This window comes from Nonomuraea mangrovi (assembly GCF_042681425.1).
GTDB lineage: Bacteria > Actinomycetota > Actinomycetes > Streptosporangiales > Streptosporangiaceae > Nonomuraea > Nonomuraea mangrovi.
On record NZ_JBHUFV010000050.1, the window covers coordinates 1 to 13,979 of the forward strand.

14 protein-coding genes and 2 pseudogenes are annotated in these 13,979 nt (G+C 65.4%); 8 read left to right on the forward strand and 8 right to left on the reverse strand.

What is annotated here, in order from left to right; all coding sequences use genetic code 11:
* Positions 1-392 precede the first annotated feature (392 nt).
* A pseudogene (locus tag ACFSKW_RS32675) lies at positions 393-619 on the reverse strand (helix-turn-helix domain-containing protein); the annotation flags it as partial.
* 357 nt (positions 620-976) lie between these two features.
* On the opposite strand from ACFSKW_RS32675, the gene ACFSKW_RS32680 reads away from it, so the two are divergent.
* The gene (locus ACFSKW_RS32680; RefSeq protein ID WP_379576338.1) at positions 977-1,561 is read left to right on the forward strand and encodes a DUF4240 domain-containing protein; all 585 of its coding nucleotides are present in this window, start codon (positions 977-979) and stop codon (positions 1,559-1,561) included.
* A 43-nt stretch (positions 1,562-1,604) separates the two neighbouring features.
* Here ACFSKW_RS32680 and ACFSKW_RS32685 read toward each other — a convergent pair whose 3' ends face one another.
* From ACFSKW_RS32685 to ACFSKW_RS32700, 4 genes are all read right to left on the reverse strand, one after another.
* Complete coding sequence (locus tag ACFSKW_RS32685; protein WP_379576340.1) at positions 1,605-2,135, reverse strand: CbrC family protein; 531 nt, start codon at positions 2,133-2,135, stop codon at positions 1,605-1,607.
* A 437-nt stretch (positions 2,136-2,572) separates the two neighbouring features.
* Positions 2,573-3,172: a hypothetical protein gene (locus ACFSKW_RS32690; protein WP_379576342.1), complete on the reverse strand. Its 600-nt coding sequence runs from the start codon at positions 3,170-3,172 to the stop codon at positions 2,573-2,575.
* Between the two features lie 305 nt (positions 3,173-3,477).
* The gene (locus ACFSKW_RS32695) at positions 3,478-4,440 is read right to left on the reverse strand and encodes an ankyrin repeat domain-containing protein (protein WP_379576344.1); all 963 of its coding nucleotides are present in this window, start codon (positions 4,438-4,440) and stop codon (positions 3,478-3,480) included.
* A gap of 331 nt (positions 4,441-4,771) precedes the next feature.
* A complete protein-coding gene (locus ACFSKW_RS32700) occupies positions 4,772-5,200 on the reverse strand; it encodes a hypothetical protein (protein WP_379576345.1) in 429 nt (142 codons plus the stop codon).
* A 620-nt stretch (positions 5,201-5,820) separates the two neighbouring features.
* Between ACFSKW_RS32700 and ACFSKW_RS32705 the strand changes: the two genes are divergently transcribed.
* Positions 5,821-6,300, forward strand: coding sequence for an NACHT domain-containing protein (locus ACFSKW_RS32705; RefSeq protein ID WP_379576347.1), 480 nt, complete (start codon positions 5,821-5,823; stop codon positions 6,298-6,300).
* Here the strand turns inward: ACFSKW_RS32705 and ACFSKW_RS32710 are convergent.
* A pseudogene (locus tag ACFSKW_RS32710) lies at positions 6,226-6,618 on the reverse strand (transposase family protein); the annotation flags it as partial. The gene ACFSKW_RS32705 and the pseudogene ACFSKW_RS32710 sit on opposite strands and share 75 nt — an antisense overlap.
* 55 nt (positions 6,619-6,673) lie before the next feature.
* On the opposite strand from ACFSKW_RS32710, the gene ACFSKW_RS32715 reads away from it, so the two are divergent.
* Both ACFSKW_RS32715 and ACFSKW_RS32720 read left to right on the forward strand, forming a co-directional pair.
* Entirely contained in the window at positions 6,674-6,919 is a 246-nt protein-coding gene (locus ACFSKW_RS32715; RefSeq protein WP_379576348.1) for an alpha/beta hydrolase fold domain-containing protein, read from the forward strand.
* Positions 6,920-7,069: 150 nt separating this feature from the next.
* Positions 7,070-7,780: a ubiquinone/menaquinone biosynthesis methyltransferase gene (locus ACFSKW_RS32720; protein WP_379576350.1), complete on the forward strand. Its 711-nt coding sequence runs from the start codon at positions 7,070-7,072 to the stop codon at positions 7,778-7,780.
* 130 nt (positions 7,781-7,910) lie between these two features.
* On the opposite strand, the gene ACFSKW_RS32725 is transcribed toward ACFSKW_RS32720, so the two are convergent.
* Positions 7,911-9,290: an aspartate aminotransferase family protein gene (locus ACFSKW_RS32725; protein WP_379576351.1), complete on the reverse strand. Its 1,380-nt coding sequence runs from the start codon at positions 9,288-9,290 to the stop codon at positions 7,911-7,913.
* On the opposite strand from ACFSKW_RS32725, the gene ACFSKW_RS32730 reads away from it, so the two are divergent.
* Positions 9,268-10,257 carry a LysR family transcriptional regulator gene (locus ACFSKW_RS32730; protein ID WP_379576353.1) on the forward strand — a complete coding sequence of 330 codons (990 nt, stop codon included), beginning with the start codon at positions 9,268-9,270 and terminating at the stop codon, positions 10,255-10,257. The two genes, ACFSKW_RS32725 and ACFSKW_RS32730, sit on opposite strands and share 23 nt — an antisense overlap.
* 147 nt (positions 10,258-10,404) lie before the next feature.
* On the opposite strand, the gene ACFSKW_RS32735 is transcribed toward ACFSKW_RS32730, so the two are convergent.
* Positions 10,405-10,941 (reverse strand): hypothetical protein, encoded by a 537-nt coding sequence (locus ACFSKW_RS32735; protein ID WP_379576354.1) that lies wholly within the window; start codon positions 10,939-10,941, stop codon positions 10,405-10,407.
* A 247-nt stretch (positions 10,942-11,188) separates the two neighbouring features.
* Here ACFSKW_RS32735 and ACFSKW_RS32740 point away from each other — a divergent pair, with 247 nt between their 5' ends.
* From ACFSKW_RS32740 to ACFSKW_RS32750, 3 genes are all read left to right on the forward strand, one after another.
* Positions 11,189-12,580, forward strand: coding sequence for an MFS transporter (locus ACFSKW_RS32740; protein WP_379576356.1), 1,392 nt, complete (start codon positions 11,189-11,191; stop codon positions 12,578-12,580).
* Between the two features lie 175 nt (positions 12,581-12,755).
* Positions 12,756-12,968 carry a heavy-metal-associated domain-containing protein gene (locus tag ACFSKW_RS32745; protein ID WP_379576358.1) on the forward strand — a complete coding sequence of 71 codons (213 nt, stop codon included), beginning with the start codon at positions 12,756-12,758 and terminating at the stop codon, positions 12,966-12,968.
* A complete protein-coding gene (locus tag ACFSKW_RS32750; protein WP_379576360.1) occupies positions 12,965-13,963 on the forward strand; it encodes a hypothetical protein in 999 nt (332 codons plus the stop codon). The genes ACFSKW_RS32745 and ACFSKW_RS32750 overlap by 4 nt, the downstream gene beginning before the upstream one ends.
* The last annotated feature ends 16 nt before the right edge of the window (positions 13,964-13,979 follow it).

Here is a 13,979-nt window from a genome sequence, read left to right on the forward strand (position 1 = left end):
AGGAGGACACCCCACCCATCGCCGCCTAGAAATCCTTGATCCACAGGTCTTGACGATTGCTCCCCCTCGGCACCAGCTCGCCCTGCTGCGCACGGCCTGCGATGAGGAGTCAGTGCTCCAGTTCGAGTCGAGACGTCAGCAGAGTGAACCAGCCGCTTCTGGTGTTCACCGAGAGGGCTTGGAAGTCATTAGGTTCGAATCCTGCAGGGGGCACACTCGATCTAGCTAGTGATACACGCACTGACCTGCAGAAATGCAGGTCTTTTGCGTTTCTGGGGTATGCCGCCGGACGCGGTAGATGGCAAGCATGTGCCCATGATCACGTACCAGCCGCGTACCGATCTTGGCCGCGATCTGATGGCCGTGGAGCAGCACGCCACCTCAGCGCCGTACCGACGCAACTCACACACAAGCGTCTCCACCTCCGCGCTCATCTGCGACGGAGACGACAAAGGGCGCCGCGAGCGATCCACCAACCGGCCAGCCCTGCGACCCGATACCGAGACTCCCACCGCGACAATGTCTGCCGGGCCACCCCGACCTCGCCGGCGACCTGAGTCACCGACCCACCGGCCAGCACAGCCAGAACCGCCCGATACCGCTGCTCGACAACGGACATATCCACCAGGGCCAATCCCGGCCTCCTGACGCGCGACGCCCGCAGACGACGCACGAAAGATCGGCCGACAACGGCACCCGTCAAACATGTTCTGGGACTGACGCGTCAAGCATGTCCCGGGACAGGACACCCACCATGGATGAGAACTTTCTCCACGGTTTCAAGCCGCCGCCCGATGGGCGGCGGGCGGCCGGGCGGTCCGGGCGGGCGTGCGGCCTCTCCGGGCCGGTCCCGCCCGGCCACCCCGCCGCCTCAACGGACGCAAGCCTTGGTACGGGGTTGTCAGCCGCTCCGCTTCGCGGTGGTAGGTGACGTACGAGGTGGCTACCTCAGCCACGACATAGCTAGTCTCGCGGCGTGAATCAATACGAGTTCTGGCACTTGATCGAAACAGCCCAGATGGAATCGGAGTCATCGGAGGCATTCGCCGACCGATTGACCGAGATGATGATCGCGGTCTCCGCAGAGGAGATCCTGGACTTCTACGAGCACCTTTCCGACCTGTGCTCGTCCGCCTATCGGTGCGATCTGTGGGGCGCGGCCGCGCTCATCTATGAGGGCTACTGCGGCGACGACCCGTTCCTCTACTTCAGGTTGTGGCTGGTAGCGCAAGGAAAGGCGGTCTACGGAAGCGCCCTCGCCTCCCCGGATTCACTAGCAGAGCATCGCCCCATCCAGGTGATGGCGGCCAAACCGATGAGCGACTGGGATGAAGGCAGCGAGTGGCCCTGGTTGGAATCGCTGCTCTATGTCGCGCCCAATGCCTACGAGCATAAGACCGGCATGACCTTCGATGACGCCATCGACGCTCGGCGGCCCGATGTCCTGCGGAGTGTCTCCGAAGGCGACCCGGTCGGTGAAGCGTGGGACCTTTCGAACCGGGAGGAGATTCAACGCCGCGCTCCCCGGCTTGCTGCGCTCTTCTTGCACAAAGTGAAATGACGGCCGGGAACGGTGAGGTGTCGAACGACCTACGTAAAACGACCTACGTAAAGTCGGCGTACGCCAAGCGAGATCCGCACATGCGGCATCTGAACAGATAGGCTGTGGGATTTCCGTCCTTGTCCAGGGCCGCCAGAAACTCTTCCACCTGCTCGGGCGACGATCCGCCGGTGGAGTTCTCAAAGCGAAGCATTTCCCGCGCGTCCGGGAAAGCCGCCAACTCCGACGCCCCGACCGGCCCGAGGAATACAGCGCCGTCACCGCAGTGGAACAACCAGCGTTCCTGCTGCCATCCGGAGAAGCCAGGGGTTCTCCGACTGATGGTCTCAAGCGTGCCTTCCGGCACGTTGCCGGGAGCGTCGTAGACATCTACAAGTTCGGCATCGTAGCGAGCCGCCAGGCTCCCATCCGCGATGCACCAGGGACACGGTTCGCTCGCCAGCGTCTCCATGCAGTAGACCGGCCCGGTGTACACATAACCTCGCCGCTGATCACAACACCCGCACGCTGCATCGGAAGCTTTCACCGACCCTGTGCTGAGCGGATCCGGATGGTAGTGGAAGTCAGGCAGCATGGCGGCAGAATATGCGGTGGACCTGTCAAAAACGGATCGGGGTCGAGACGTCATCGTCTACGCCTGCGCATCCCACCCTTTCCAGGCTGAGAGGCAGGCTGATGCCGTGGCGATCGCTTGCTTCGGTAATCGCCGTAGGTGGCGGGGGCGATCGGCTGCCGCGGACCGACTTCGTCAGTCCTTGCCACCGGATGAGCGGGCTGGTCGAGTGTGCCGGGAGGCGGCGGGTGCAGGGCACGCGAGCCGACGCTCACAAGCCTCTCAGGCCGCGGAACCGTAGAGACGTGAGTGACGAACTGGGTGACAATCGAGGCGTACACGTGCGGACGTTTATGGACCTTGGCTGACTGTTCGTGCAGGTCATCTGGCCTTGTGTGCCGGATCGGGGTCACGTTCAAATGGCTTTGCATCGAAGGGGTCATGGCCTTGGCGTTCGCTTACTCCGTCATAGTGATCAGAAAGTATTGGTCGAGAGCTGAGATGAGCCTGTCGGCCAGCGCTGGGGTGGTGGCCGTCGCCCATTGCCGTGCGAGGTTGAGGAAACCAGCGAGGTGCTGTCGGGCGGTGGTGAGCAGGCTGGCGAGCTCGCCGCGGGAGATCTCGATGGATGAGTCCCCATCGTGCTGCCGGAGTTGGATGACATGACCCAGATGTGTGATGTGCGGCGTGGGGCCGTGGCCGAGCCAGGGTTCTTGCCCCCGAGTCACGTCCCACCAGTCCCGCCAGTTCTCCAAGCCGAAGCAGCAACCGGGCGCGATGCTGACGCCCGTGGTGGTGTCGCGGAAGCGCAGCCCGCCGGGAGCGATCAGGCCTTCCGCTTTGGCGAGATGCTGTTCCAGATGCGCGTCGGTCAGGTTGGCGGCGTGGGTGACAGGGATGCCGTTGTAGCTGAAGATGACGGCCATGGCCGTCCCTACCTCGGCGGGAGACAGCAGGCCGGAGAGGGCGAGAAGGCGGTCGTTCGACGGTTGCGCGATCGGCCAGGCCGTAAAGCCGTCCGCGTCGTAGGTCTCCAGGACGGCGTCGACGATGACCATAGCCGTCAGTATCCACGCATTGCTCGTGTGTGCGGTTGCTGAGGTGTGAGGGCTCGCCGGCAGGTTGGAAGGTCGAGGGAGTCAGCGAAAGTCAGCGGACTCGTTGGCACGGGAACGCAGCCGACCTCATCGGGCGTCATCCCCACAGCACTTGACGGCACCGGATGGTATCCGGTGATCAGGAGCAGTACGCCTCACCGGGGTTCGCATCGAAGGGTGTCACCGGTTCGAAAATGATCTGCTTCACATGTGGACAACGGCCCGATTTGTTGGATTCGGGTCTTGCCTCGCATCTACTTCATACATCAGGCCCAGTGGTCCCGCTCGGGCAGTCGTAGCCAGGCGCCAGGTGGGCCGGTGATCGGCTGGGCGTCGGCCACGCGCAGGTCTGCACCGGCGCAGCAAAACGCTGGAGGGTGGTTGCGGTAGAGGTAGGCGGCGAGGATCCTCTCAGCAGGGGCATCAGGGGGAGTCATGTAGGCGGTATGCGTCTCCCAAGCTAAGACCGTACCGTCTCGGGCGACGTGTCCGCTGACGCCGCCCTTGGGATTGGAGTACATGCTGTAGCAGACCGTGCCCGGCGAAACGCGCTTGCCGAGACCGGGAGTGTCGGGGGTGTATCCCCAGGGTTGGGTGATGACGCAGCCGCCGGGCACATCGGTGATACCGACGATCCGGTCGGCGTCCGGGACGTTATACCAGGCCTCGTACAGGGCGTCGATGTCCACGTCGTCAGCCGGTGTGGCTTCCAGATGCCCTGTCGCCTCGGCTGCGCTGACACTGGCCACGCAAGCCAGGCTCAGGCCGTCGTAATAGAAGTCTCCCAGCGCGGGGATCAGACGTTTGGCTTCCGCCGCGGCGGCGGCCTCAGCCTCGGAGAGACCGATCTCCGGTGAGGGGATGGGGAAGAGGTTGGGAGTAGGGCCGGCCAAGCTGAGACGGCCGGGGGACCAGCCGCCCATCATGAGGCGCCACGGGTCCGCTCCAGCGGCGACGAGGGCTCGGGCTTTGTCCGAATGGCCTTCGAAGACAGCCATCCAGAGCGCGGTGCGGCCTCGATGTTCGGCGTCGACATCGTCGACGCGTATGGCCAACTCGGCGACCACTTCAGGCGATCCCCGCTCAGCCGCCATATGCAGCGGCTTTTCAAAGATGTGTACGCCGGAGTTGGGATCAGCGCCCGCGGCGAGCCGGTCGCGGATCAGGTCGAGGCCTGTCCACTCGTCATAGCCGACGATCCACCATCCGACGTCATCGGTAGCAGCCATGGCAACTCCTTGGACAACGCAGGGACACATACGTTGCTGATCATGGTCTACAGGGCGGACATTTTGGTCGACACCTCGCGAGGCATCGGAGATCTGGCAGCTCAAACGGGCCCTGCCTCGGAAGCGTCCCGTGACCCAGACGTCGTGATCTTGCTAACGCTGATGCTAACAACGGCCGTGGACGATCGTGGACGCTCGTGGGTGGACCACCCCTTACGGTGACGCGCGAGCTGGGGTATCGGAGAGTCGTGGACGGCTGTGGATGATCTCGTTCTCACTCGTAATGAAGTGGTCTGAGATTCAAGCGGGAAGGTGTGTTGGGCTCCCCGTTCTACTTCGCGTGCACCGTCACGACTACTCGCGGCGCACGGAAGGCCAGACGCAACGTGAAGGTGTCCAACACGAACAGGTCGCTGCCGTCCCAGTCGAAGCAGCTGACCTGACCGTGAGGAGCATCCGGGTGGGTGGCCACGCAGTCATGCCCCTCCTGGTCCTCACACCACTCGACGAGGCGTACATCCTCGAACCGGAAGACCACGGCGGGCGTCCCCGACAGCTCGGGTGGAGTCCACTGCGGGTCGTAGACGAACTCCAGCTCCAGCACCGGCGGCCGGCCGGGTTGATAGGTCAGGCGTCTGAAGTCGGTGTCGTGGAGGTAGACGTGGGCGTCTTCTGCGGTCCAGAACTCGTACAGCCCTGCCCTGGGGGTGACACCACGATCTTGGTCCTCGGCCACGCCGGCGAACTCGGTCACTGACATGGGGACATGGTCCTACAGACTGGAACGTCCTCGGCAGGCTCCGGCGGGGCGGTGACAGCAGTGCTGACAGCAACGTCCCCACACGCGGGCTCACCTCGGCCGCCATCCCACCACCCTCTGACCACGGCGTCCGCCGCCCAATGAGGACGATCGCTCCGCCTGGAAAGCAGACGGTCATGCCGCTGCGGGGCTTCCGCTCCTCGAGGCCTAATAGCCCTACGTAATGTCCGGTAGATCTTGGGTAGTGATGGTTCCAGGCGAGCATCGTCCCTCATGTGTCGGAGCCTCCATCCACGAGGTGCTTGCCGAACAGATCGGCGAAGAATCCCCGCAGCATCTCCACGGCGGCAGCCTCACCGTTGGTCATGTCGTATCGCCAAAGCGGTACATCTCGTACCCCTCAGCGCCCGATCTTCGGCGTCCACCTTCGAGTAGAGCCACGGGGACAAGGGACGGCGGCTCAAACCGTGAGTTGCTCAGGCGAGCTGATCACATCGCACGGCCGTCTTACCAGGAGCACCAACAGCTCGGCTATTGCCAGTGGAAGGAATTCCCCTTCTGCAGCAGGATCATCATCATAGAGTTATGCGGCGCTCCAGCCCCTTCAAGAGGATGGATGCATGGATCTAGCTGTTCTTGTGACCGTGGGCGGGGCCTCTCTCCTAGTCATTGGCTGGCTCATCGACAAATTCTTCGGAGGACTCGTCGAGGAGATCGGCAAGCGTACTCTTGACCGTCTCCTGCACCGGCCGAGCAAGGGCCCGCTGAGCCGACGAGCCGTTCGAAAGTACGTCAGCGATGTGCGGCGGAACTACGCCACGCATACCGTGGGCTTCCGCCGGGACGATGCGGCCATCACCGTCGAAGAGGTCTACATCCCAGTCCAGTACGAGTCTGGCGGGCGCCGGTTGAACATCGAGCACGTGGTCGCGGGAAAGAGCCGGGTAATTATCGTGGGCGAACCCGGCGCGGGCAAGTCAATGCTGCTCAAGCACCTCATGCTGGCCTGGGCCCGTGAGCCCTTTTCATCCTGCTTCGCGGAGTTGGAGTATGAGGATGGCTTTGACGAGCTGACCTGCGAGAAGAGGGCAGCAGCGTAACTTGCGAAGGATGCGCCACGTCTTCAACTGCGCATTCGCGCGTTCACCCGGTCCGCGGAGCTTGGCGTGCGAGGAGTTCGCGGTCTTCTGCGAGGTCGGCTTGCTGCGCCCCTTGTACGGCACCCGGACGGCCTCACCAGCGCCGACGTAGCCCTTGTCCGCGAGGGCGATCAGACCTGCGGCCTGCAGTCGGCGCACGATGCCCCAGATTCGTGCCGCCTTCAGGTCGTGCACCGAGCCCGGCAGGGAACCGGAGGTCCACAGCGGCGTGCCGTCCGGGGTAGCCAGGACCTGGATGTTCATGCCGTGTTTCTTATGCAACGCCGTCGATGAGGCGCAGGTGCGGCCGTTGCTGCCGGCGGGCGGTCCGGCGATGACGATCGTCACCAGCCGGCGCTGGATTGTCGACGAGAACGACGTGCTGCGCGACGAGGGCGAGGCCTACGCCCGCAAGCTGATCGCGGCAGGGGTCCAGACCTTCGGCGTGCGCTACAACGGCACGCTGCACGACTTCATGATGCTCAACCCCGTCCGCGCCACCGCGGCCACCAGCGCCGCCATGGCCCAGGCCATCGACGTCCTCAGGACCGCTCTGCACGGCGCGGATCAGCCGGAGTAGTCCCGGTGGACAGCCCCTGAGAGTCGGCGCGGGCGTCGTCGACCCCGCCCCGATCGCCGTCCACCCTGCCCGGTGATCTCCCCCCATGCGAGGTGCGTGATCCCCCGTACGGGGGAGGAGGGCCGGCGATGTCCCCGGCAGGGTGGAAGGATGACTGAGGAGTCTCATGATCCGCCGCCGTCCAAGGGCCAGGACGTCCAGCGGACGTTCAACAAGATCACTGACTACTACGACCGGATGAATCGCCTCATGACGCTGGGGCGACATGCCGCCTGGTGCCGTGAGGTCGCAGTGAGTACGAAAGTCCCTCCGGGTGGAAACATGCTCGATGTCGCCACCGGAACCGGCGTCATCGCTCTTGCCGCACGGGAGAAGTATCCGAACTCAACCATCCATGCCGTCGATTTCTCGGAGCGGATGCTGGCGGAAGCGGCGAGCAAACCGGGGGCCTCCGCCATCATGTGGCAGCACGCGGATGCGAACGATCTGCCCTTCGGTGACGAGTCCTTCGACGCCGTCACGCATGGTTATCTCCTTCGCAATGTCGATGATGCCCAGCGCGTGCTCGAAGAGCAGTACCGGGTACTCAAACCCGGAGGTCGGGTCGTCATTCTGGAGACGTGCCCGCCACGAGGACCGCTCCGTTACCCGGTGGCTCTGGGCGTTCGCGTTGTGATTCCCCTTCTCGGCCGGCTGGTCGCCCGCGATCGTGAGTCATACGCATACCTGCAGGAATCCACACTCGGATTCATGACTCCAAAGGAGGTCGTCGCGATCCTTCGTCGGGTCGGCTTCGCCTCCATAGCGTGGAAGAAGAGGTTCTTCGGCACTCACATGATCATCTCGGCCCGGAAGCCGTAGCCTTGCGGAGTCGTGCTGATCTTCCGCTCGTCGCGAGGGCCGGGTGGGACCGGCGAGTCCGTCACATCTCGCGATCACTGTCGTGGTGTTCCTCGATCGGACCGAGCCAGGCGCGTCCAACGGATTCACATCACCTGGCGGCGGCGTCGAGCACGGCTTCGAGAGAGGCCTCGAGGATGTCCACGCCGGTGTGCAGTTCGTCGTCTCTGATGGTGAGAGGTGGGGCGATGCGGAAGATGCCGCCCATCTCAGGTAGCTGGACGATGTTCATGTGCAGGCCTCGTTCGAGACAGGCCGAGGTGATCGCGTTGCCCAGCGCGTCGGCGGGCGCCTTGCTCTTCTTGTCCTTGACGAGCTCGACGCCTTGGAGCAGGCCACGGCCTCGAACGTCACCGACGACTTCGTAGTTGTCGCGAAGCGCCAGCAGCCGGTCGGTGAGCTGATCGCCTAGCGTCGCGGCACGCTCTGTGAGGTGCTCGCGGTCGATGACGTCAAGGACCGTCAGCGCCACGGCGGCCGCCAAGGGGTCGGAGACGTGGGTGGTGTAGAAGAGGAACCCCCGGTCGTGGCAGACCTGCTCGATTTCGGCGGTCGTGACGACAGCCGCCACCGGCAGTCCGGCTCCCAAGGTCTTCGACAAGGTCAGGATGTCGGGTGCGACCCCGTCGCGCTCGAACGCGTACATCGTTCCGGTACGGCCGAGACCGGTCTGCGCCTCGTCCAGGATGAGCAGCATCCCGCGTTCGTCACACATCTCTTTGAGTCGACGCAGATACCCGGGCGGCAGGTCGATGATCCCGCCTGAGGACAGGATGGGCTCGATGAGGCAGGCGGCGAGACTTCCGGCGGATTGCCGGTCGACCAGGGCGAAGCCGTAGGCGAGCTCAGCCTCCCAGTCGTGTGACCCGTCGGAGGATCGGAACGGCGAACGATAGGCGTTCGGCGCGGGCAGCGCGAGGTTTCCCGGTGTCGGCGGACCGTAGCCGCGCCGCCCGGCGGAGAAGGTCGCGGCGGCGGCCCCTTGGGTCATGCCGTGCCAGGAGCGGTCGAAGGAGACGATCTCAAAGCGGCCGGTGGAGAGCTTGGCCATCTTGATCGCGGCCTCGTTCGCCTCGGCCCCGGTGGTGAGCAGCAGCATCTTGCCGAGCGTCGGAGGCAGGGTCGCGGTGAGCCTCTGGGCGAGCTCCAGCACGGGGGTGCTGAGCATGCCGCTGAAGAGGTGGTCCAGCGACGCAACGGCGGACGAAACCGTTGCCACGATATCGGGGTGTGCATGGCCGAGGATGGAACTCATCTGTCCTGAGGTGAAGTCGAGAATCGGCGTGCCCTGGCGATCGAAGACATACACACCAGAGGCACGTTCGATGACCCGCGGGGTGAAGCCGGCTCCGTAGCGGATCAGGAGGCGGTCCGCCTCGTCCCAAAACGTTGTGTCCATCGCCAACCCTTTCTGATCGCGTCCGAGCCGACGTCGAATCTTCCGCTCGATGCCATCTTCGATCGGTGACAAAACTCGTAACAAGCAAACAAATACAACGCATCATTCGGCATTGCCTTACTATCGATCCATGCTCAATCCGCAACGCCTCGCGATCCTGCGCGCCGTCCTGGCGGCCGGGTCGATCAACAAGGCGGCGCGGAACCTCAGCTACTCTCCCGCGACGATCAGCCAGCACATGACCACGCTGGCGAAGGAGACCGGGCTGGTCCTCTTCGAGAAGCAAGGACGCGGTATCAGCCCCACCGATGCCGCACGGCACCTGGCAGATCAAGCTCAGTCGCTCCTCGCCGACTTCGGGCGGCTTGAACGCGTCGTCGCGGACCTTCGGGGCGGTCAGGCGCAGCATCTGGCGATCGCCTGCTTCGCTTCCGCGGCCGAGCGGTGGATCCCAGAGGTCGTGCGGACCGTTCGCCGGCACCAACCGAACCTCACCGTCGAGATCAGCCTCAACGAGCCCGTCGACGGGCGCGGCCGCCGGCGGCCAGACCTCGACATCCGGACTGAGCCCGCGAACGGAGCCGAACTACAGCTTGACGGCTACCAGCGTCACGAACTCACCATCGAGGAACTCGTCGCCGTGCTCCCCGGTGCCCACCCCCTCGCCGATGCCCGCGAGATCGCTTTCTTGGACCTCGAAGGTGAGCCCTGGATCGACCACGACATCTACGACAGCCCGATCGGGCAGATCATCTTGACCGCTTGCAAGGCCGCCGGATTCACGCCGCGCCATGCCGCCCGCCTGGACGATCACCGGGCGGCGCTGCGACTGGTGGAGACGGGTATCGGCGTCACAGTCCTGCCGCGCCTGGCCGTCGCCGAGCTCCCTGACGGAGTCGTCGCCAGGCCCCTGGTTCGCCCCACCGTCTCGCGGCGCATCGTCGTCCACGCCCGCCAGGACCGACGCCGCGGCGACCTCATCGCCCGTGCGGTGGCCCAGCTTCGCGACAGCGCCTGCCAGGCCGTACCGGCCTGGTGAGCTGGTCCGGAGACCCTGTCGGCTCGTGCCGTGAGTCTCCTCAGCCACAGCGCCAGGCCGTGCACGAGGAACGTGAGCGCCGATTCGCCGCCGATGACGGCAGGGGGACATGCGCGGTCTGGGGCTGATCGCCAGTCGTGCCCGGGATCACTGCTCCAGCCCCTTCGGCCATACCGGACACGGCCGCTCAGCCACGGGCGCGGGCGTCGACACGCCTGCCGGCGCGTCGACCTCGGCCCGGATGGCGGCGAGCAACTGGCTGTCCTCGTCTGGAAACGGCAAGGTCGGGAAACCGGCATCGCCGGGCCTGTCGATGCCTGCCAACGATCCCTCGACCGCCCGCGCCAGCCGATGGGCTTCCTGCCGTACCCGGCAGCTGCCGAGCGCGACAACGCCTGACCGGGCCTTCAGGAAGACGGATTCAGCCTTCCGGTACTCCTTCTTCGCTTCGCTGTCGTCACCCTTGACGAAGATCAGGCGAGTCTTGGCCAGCTGAAGCTGAGACCACGCCTTGAGGAAGTCGATGTAGCTCGCCTGCCTGGCCTTCACGCGCTCGTCGTTGAGCTGGACCTGTAACCGCGCGAGCTCCGACGAGGCGCCGGCCTTGGTGGCGGCATAGGTCCCTACGCCGCCGACGACAGAACCCAACAGCGTGAGAAGTCCCGTGATGACCGCGATGCGCATCTGGCTTCCGCCCGCAGGTGCTTGATCCGTCATAAGGCTCCTTCGTCCGCCGTCCCGGCCTCGCCGTGATCGTCCCTTTCCGCCGATGACCGCGGCAGCGTCGTGTCCTGACTGTGACATCCCGCGTACACGCCTGGAGCTGGTCGAGCGCATTCCGTGGGCCGGCTTCGCAAACCCTATGGGGGTATGTTACGTTTCCATCCGTCAATCGGAGATACCCCCTATGGGTATAAGGATGGGAATCGTCATGTCAGCTAATCCACGCCGCTGGTGGGCACTCGTCGTGCTCGCCGCAGCGCAGTTCATGGTGATCATGGATACGTCGATCATCGGGGTCGCGCTGCCGGACATGCAGCAGGACCTCGGCTTCTCTCAGGGCGGCTTGCAGTGGGTGTTCAACGCCTACGTGGTCGCCTTCGGCGGTCTGCTGCTCCTTGGCGGACGCCTGTCCGATCTGTTCGGAGCTCGCAAGATCTTCTCGACGGGTTGGGCGATCCTGATCGCCGGCTCGGTCGTCGCGGCGGCGGCGAACAGCGCCTGGCTCGAGATTCTGGGCCGTGGCATCCAGGGAGTCGGTGGCGCGCTCATCGCGCCGGCGGCCATGACGCTGCTCATGATGCTTTTCAGCCACGACCCGCGTGAACTCGGCAGGGCCATGTCCCTGTATGGCGCGGCCGCTCCGGCGGGCGGTACGGCAGGCGTCTTCCTCGGTGGCGTCATCACCGAGTACCTGAGCTGGCCGTGGGTGTTCATCGTCTACATCCCGATCGGCATGGCCGCCCTGTTGGCCGTCCCCTCGCTCCTACCCGCCACACCGGGCAGGCGCGGCTCGGTCGACGTCGTCGGTGGACTCTCCGCTACGGCCGGCATCGCCCTGGTCGTCTACGCCATCGTCGACCTCAACTGGATCGCCGCCGCCGGCGGCGCGGCGCTGCTCGCCCTCTTCCTCATCGTCCAGCGGACGGTGAAGGCGCCGCTGATGCCGCTGTCCATCTGGCGCACCCCAGGCCTTGCCGCCTCCAACCTGGCGATGACGCTGCTGGGCGCCGCCTGGATCCCGATGTGGTACTTCCTGAATCTCTACCTGCAGCAGGTGCTCGGTTATGGCGCCTTCCCCAGCGGCGCGGCCCTGCTTCCGATGACCGTCGCCATCATGATCTTCATGATCGGCATCACCGCGCGACTGCTCGGCCGCTTCGGCGCCAAGCCGCTCATCGTTCTCGGCCTGCTCGTGCTGGCGGCGGGAGTCGTGGGACTGTCGTTCGCCCGGCCTGACGGGTCCTTTGTCGCTGACGTGCTCCCCGCGAGCCTGATCGCCGCAGTGGGCATGTCGCTGGCCTACATCCCGGCGATGATGTCGGCGATGTCGGGTGCGCGACCCGAGGACGCCGGTCTGGCCTCGGGCATCGTCAACACCACCTACAACGTGGGCTCGGCGCTGGGCCTGGCGGTCATGACCGCTGTCGCCACCTCGCGCGGAGCCGCTGACCTGGGGAACCTCACCAGGCTCACAGATGGATTCCAGGCGGCGTTCGTCGGGGCCGCCGTCGTGGCCGCGGCCGGCGCGGTGCTCTCCCTGGTGTTCATGCGCACGCCCGGGCGTGCCGTACAGGACCAGCCGGACCCGGCACGCGTTTGACGCGGAAATACCATAGGGGGGTATGGTGTTAGAGTGATCAGCGCGACTCGAAGGGCACCTGGCCCCCACTGTGTCGCCGAGGCCACCGTCAAGGGCGGCCCCGAGATGCAGGCCACGATCAAAGAGGCCTCCGAGACCATCGCACGACTCGTCCGTTCCTGAAGGAGTTATGGATATGGCCACCACCACCTACACCGTCACGGGCATGACCTGCGGCCACTGCGTCAGCTCGGTCAAGGAAGAGGTCAGCGAGGTCACGGGAGTGACAGGCGTCGAGGTGGACCTGGCCACCGGGCTGCTGACGGTCCAGAGTGACAACCCCGTCGAGGCCGGCCAGATCTCCGCAGCCGTCGAGGCGGCCGGATACGAAGTGGCGAATCGGTCATGAACACTCCGGCCAAGCTCGGCGCTTACGTCCTGGGGCTCGCCGTCGTCTTCGGCGGCGCCCTGGGGGTGGGGAACGCGGTCGGCGAGGTCGGCGCGCCGCCCCAGGCGAACAGCCACAGCCAGAGCCACACCCCGAGCAGCCAGCCGACAAGCGCACACGACAGCGGAACGCACACCACGAACGCCAAGCCCAGTGAGGCGGCGTCAGAAGATACCCCTGGGGGGCTCCAAGTGTCCGAGAACGGTTTCACGCTCAACCCGCTCACCAGCACGATCAAGCCCGGCGAGCCGACCGACTTCCAGTTCACGGTGACGGGTCCGAACGGCGGCCCCGTGACCGACTACCAGGTGCAGCACGACAAGAAGCTCCACTTCATCGTGGTGTCCAGGGACCTTGGCACCTTCCAGCACCTGCACCCGGTAGAGGCCGGTGACGGCGTCTGGTCGGTGAAGCTGACGCTGCCCGAAGCGGGCGCGTACCGTGCTTTCGCCGACTTCGCCCCCACGGGCGGCAGCGCCTTGACGCTGGGCGCGGACCTGCTCGTGGCAGGCGAATACACGCCCAAGGCGCTTCCGGCCGCCAGCCGTACGGCAGACGTCGACGGCTACACCGTCACCCTTGACGGCGACCTGGTTCCCGGCCAGGCGAGCAAGCTCACCCTCACGGTGAGCAAGGACGGCAAGCCGATCACCGACCTGCAGCCCTACCTCGGCGCCTATGGCCACCTCGTCGCTCTGCGCGGCAGCGACCTGGCCTACCTCCATGTGCACCCCGACGGCGAGCCCGGCGACGGCAGGACCAAGCCCGGACCGGAGATCGTCTTCTACGCCGAGGTGCCCAGCAGAGGGGACTACCGCCTCTTCCTGGACTTCCAGCACGAAGGCAAGGTCCGCACCGCCGACTTCACACTCGACACCGGACAGGCGGCGACCTCCGCCGCGAAGCCCACGCCGAGCCCCGCGAAGTCGAGCGGGCACGGCGACCACAAGCACTGATCCGCAGGACGCTGAG

Coding starts and splice junctions, on each gene's coding strand:
- ACFSKW_RS32685 (WP_379576340.1), bottom strand. CDS start 2,135: ATGCTGCCTGACTTCCACTACCATCCGGATCCGCTCAGCACAGGGTCG.
- ACFSKW_RS32705 (WP_379576347.1), top strand. CDS start 5,821: ATGGATCTAGCTGTTCTTGTGACCGTGGGCGGGGCCTCTCTCCTAGTC.
- ACFSKW_RS32750 (WP_379576360.1), top strand. CDS start 12,965: ATGAACACTCCGGCCAAGCTCGGCGCTTACGTCCTGGGGCTCGCCGTC.
- ACFSKW_RS32735 (WP_379576354.1), bottom strand. CDS start 10,941: ATGCGCATCGCGGTCATCACGGGACTTCTCACGCTGTTGGGTTCTGTC.
- ACFSKW_RS32715 (WP_379576348.1), top strand. CDS start 6,674: ATGACGATCGTCACCAGCCGGCGCTGGATTGTCGACGAGAACGACGTG.
- ACFSKW_RS32700 (WP_379576345.1), bottom strand. CDS start 5,200: ATGTCAGTGACCGAGTTCGCCGGCGTGGCCGAGGACCAAGATCGTGGT.
- ACFSKW_RS32720 (WP_379576350.1), top strand. CDS start 7,070: ATGACTGAGGAGTCTCATGATCCGCCGCCGTCCAAGGGCCAGGACGTC.
- ACFSKW_RS32695 (WP_379576344.1), bottom strand. CDS start 4,440: ATGGCTGCTACCGATGACGTCGGATGGTGGATCGTCGGCTATGACGAG.
- ACFSKW_RS32740 (WP_379576356.1), top strand. CDS start 11,189: ATGTCAGCTAATCCACGCCGCTGGTGGGCACTCGTCGTGCTCGCCGCA.
- ACFSKW_RS32730 (WP_379576353.1), top strand. CDS start 9,268: ATGCCATCTTCGATCGGTGACAAAACTCGTAACAAGCAAACAAATACA.
- ACFSKW_RS32745 (WP_379576358.1), top strand. CDS start 12,756: ATGGCCACCACCACCTACACCGTCACGGGCATGACCTGCGGCCACTGC.
- ACFSKW_RS32690 (WP_379576342.1), bottom strand. CDS start 3,172: ATGGTCATCGTCGACGCCGTCCTGGAGACCTACGACGCGGACGGCTTT.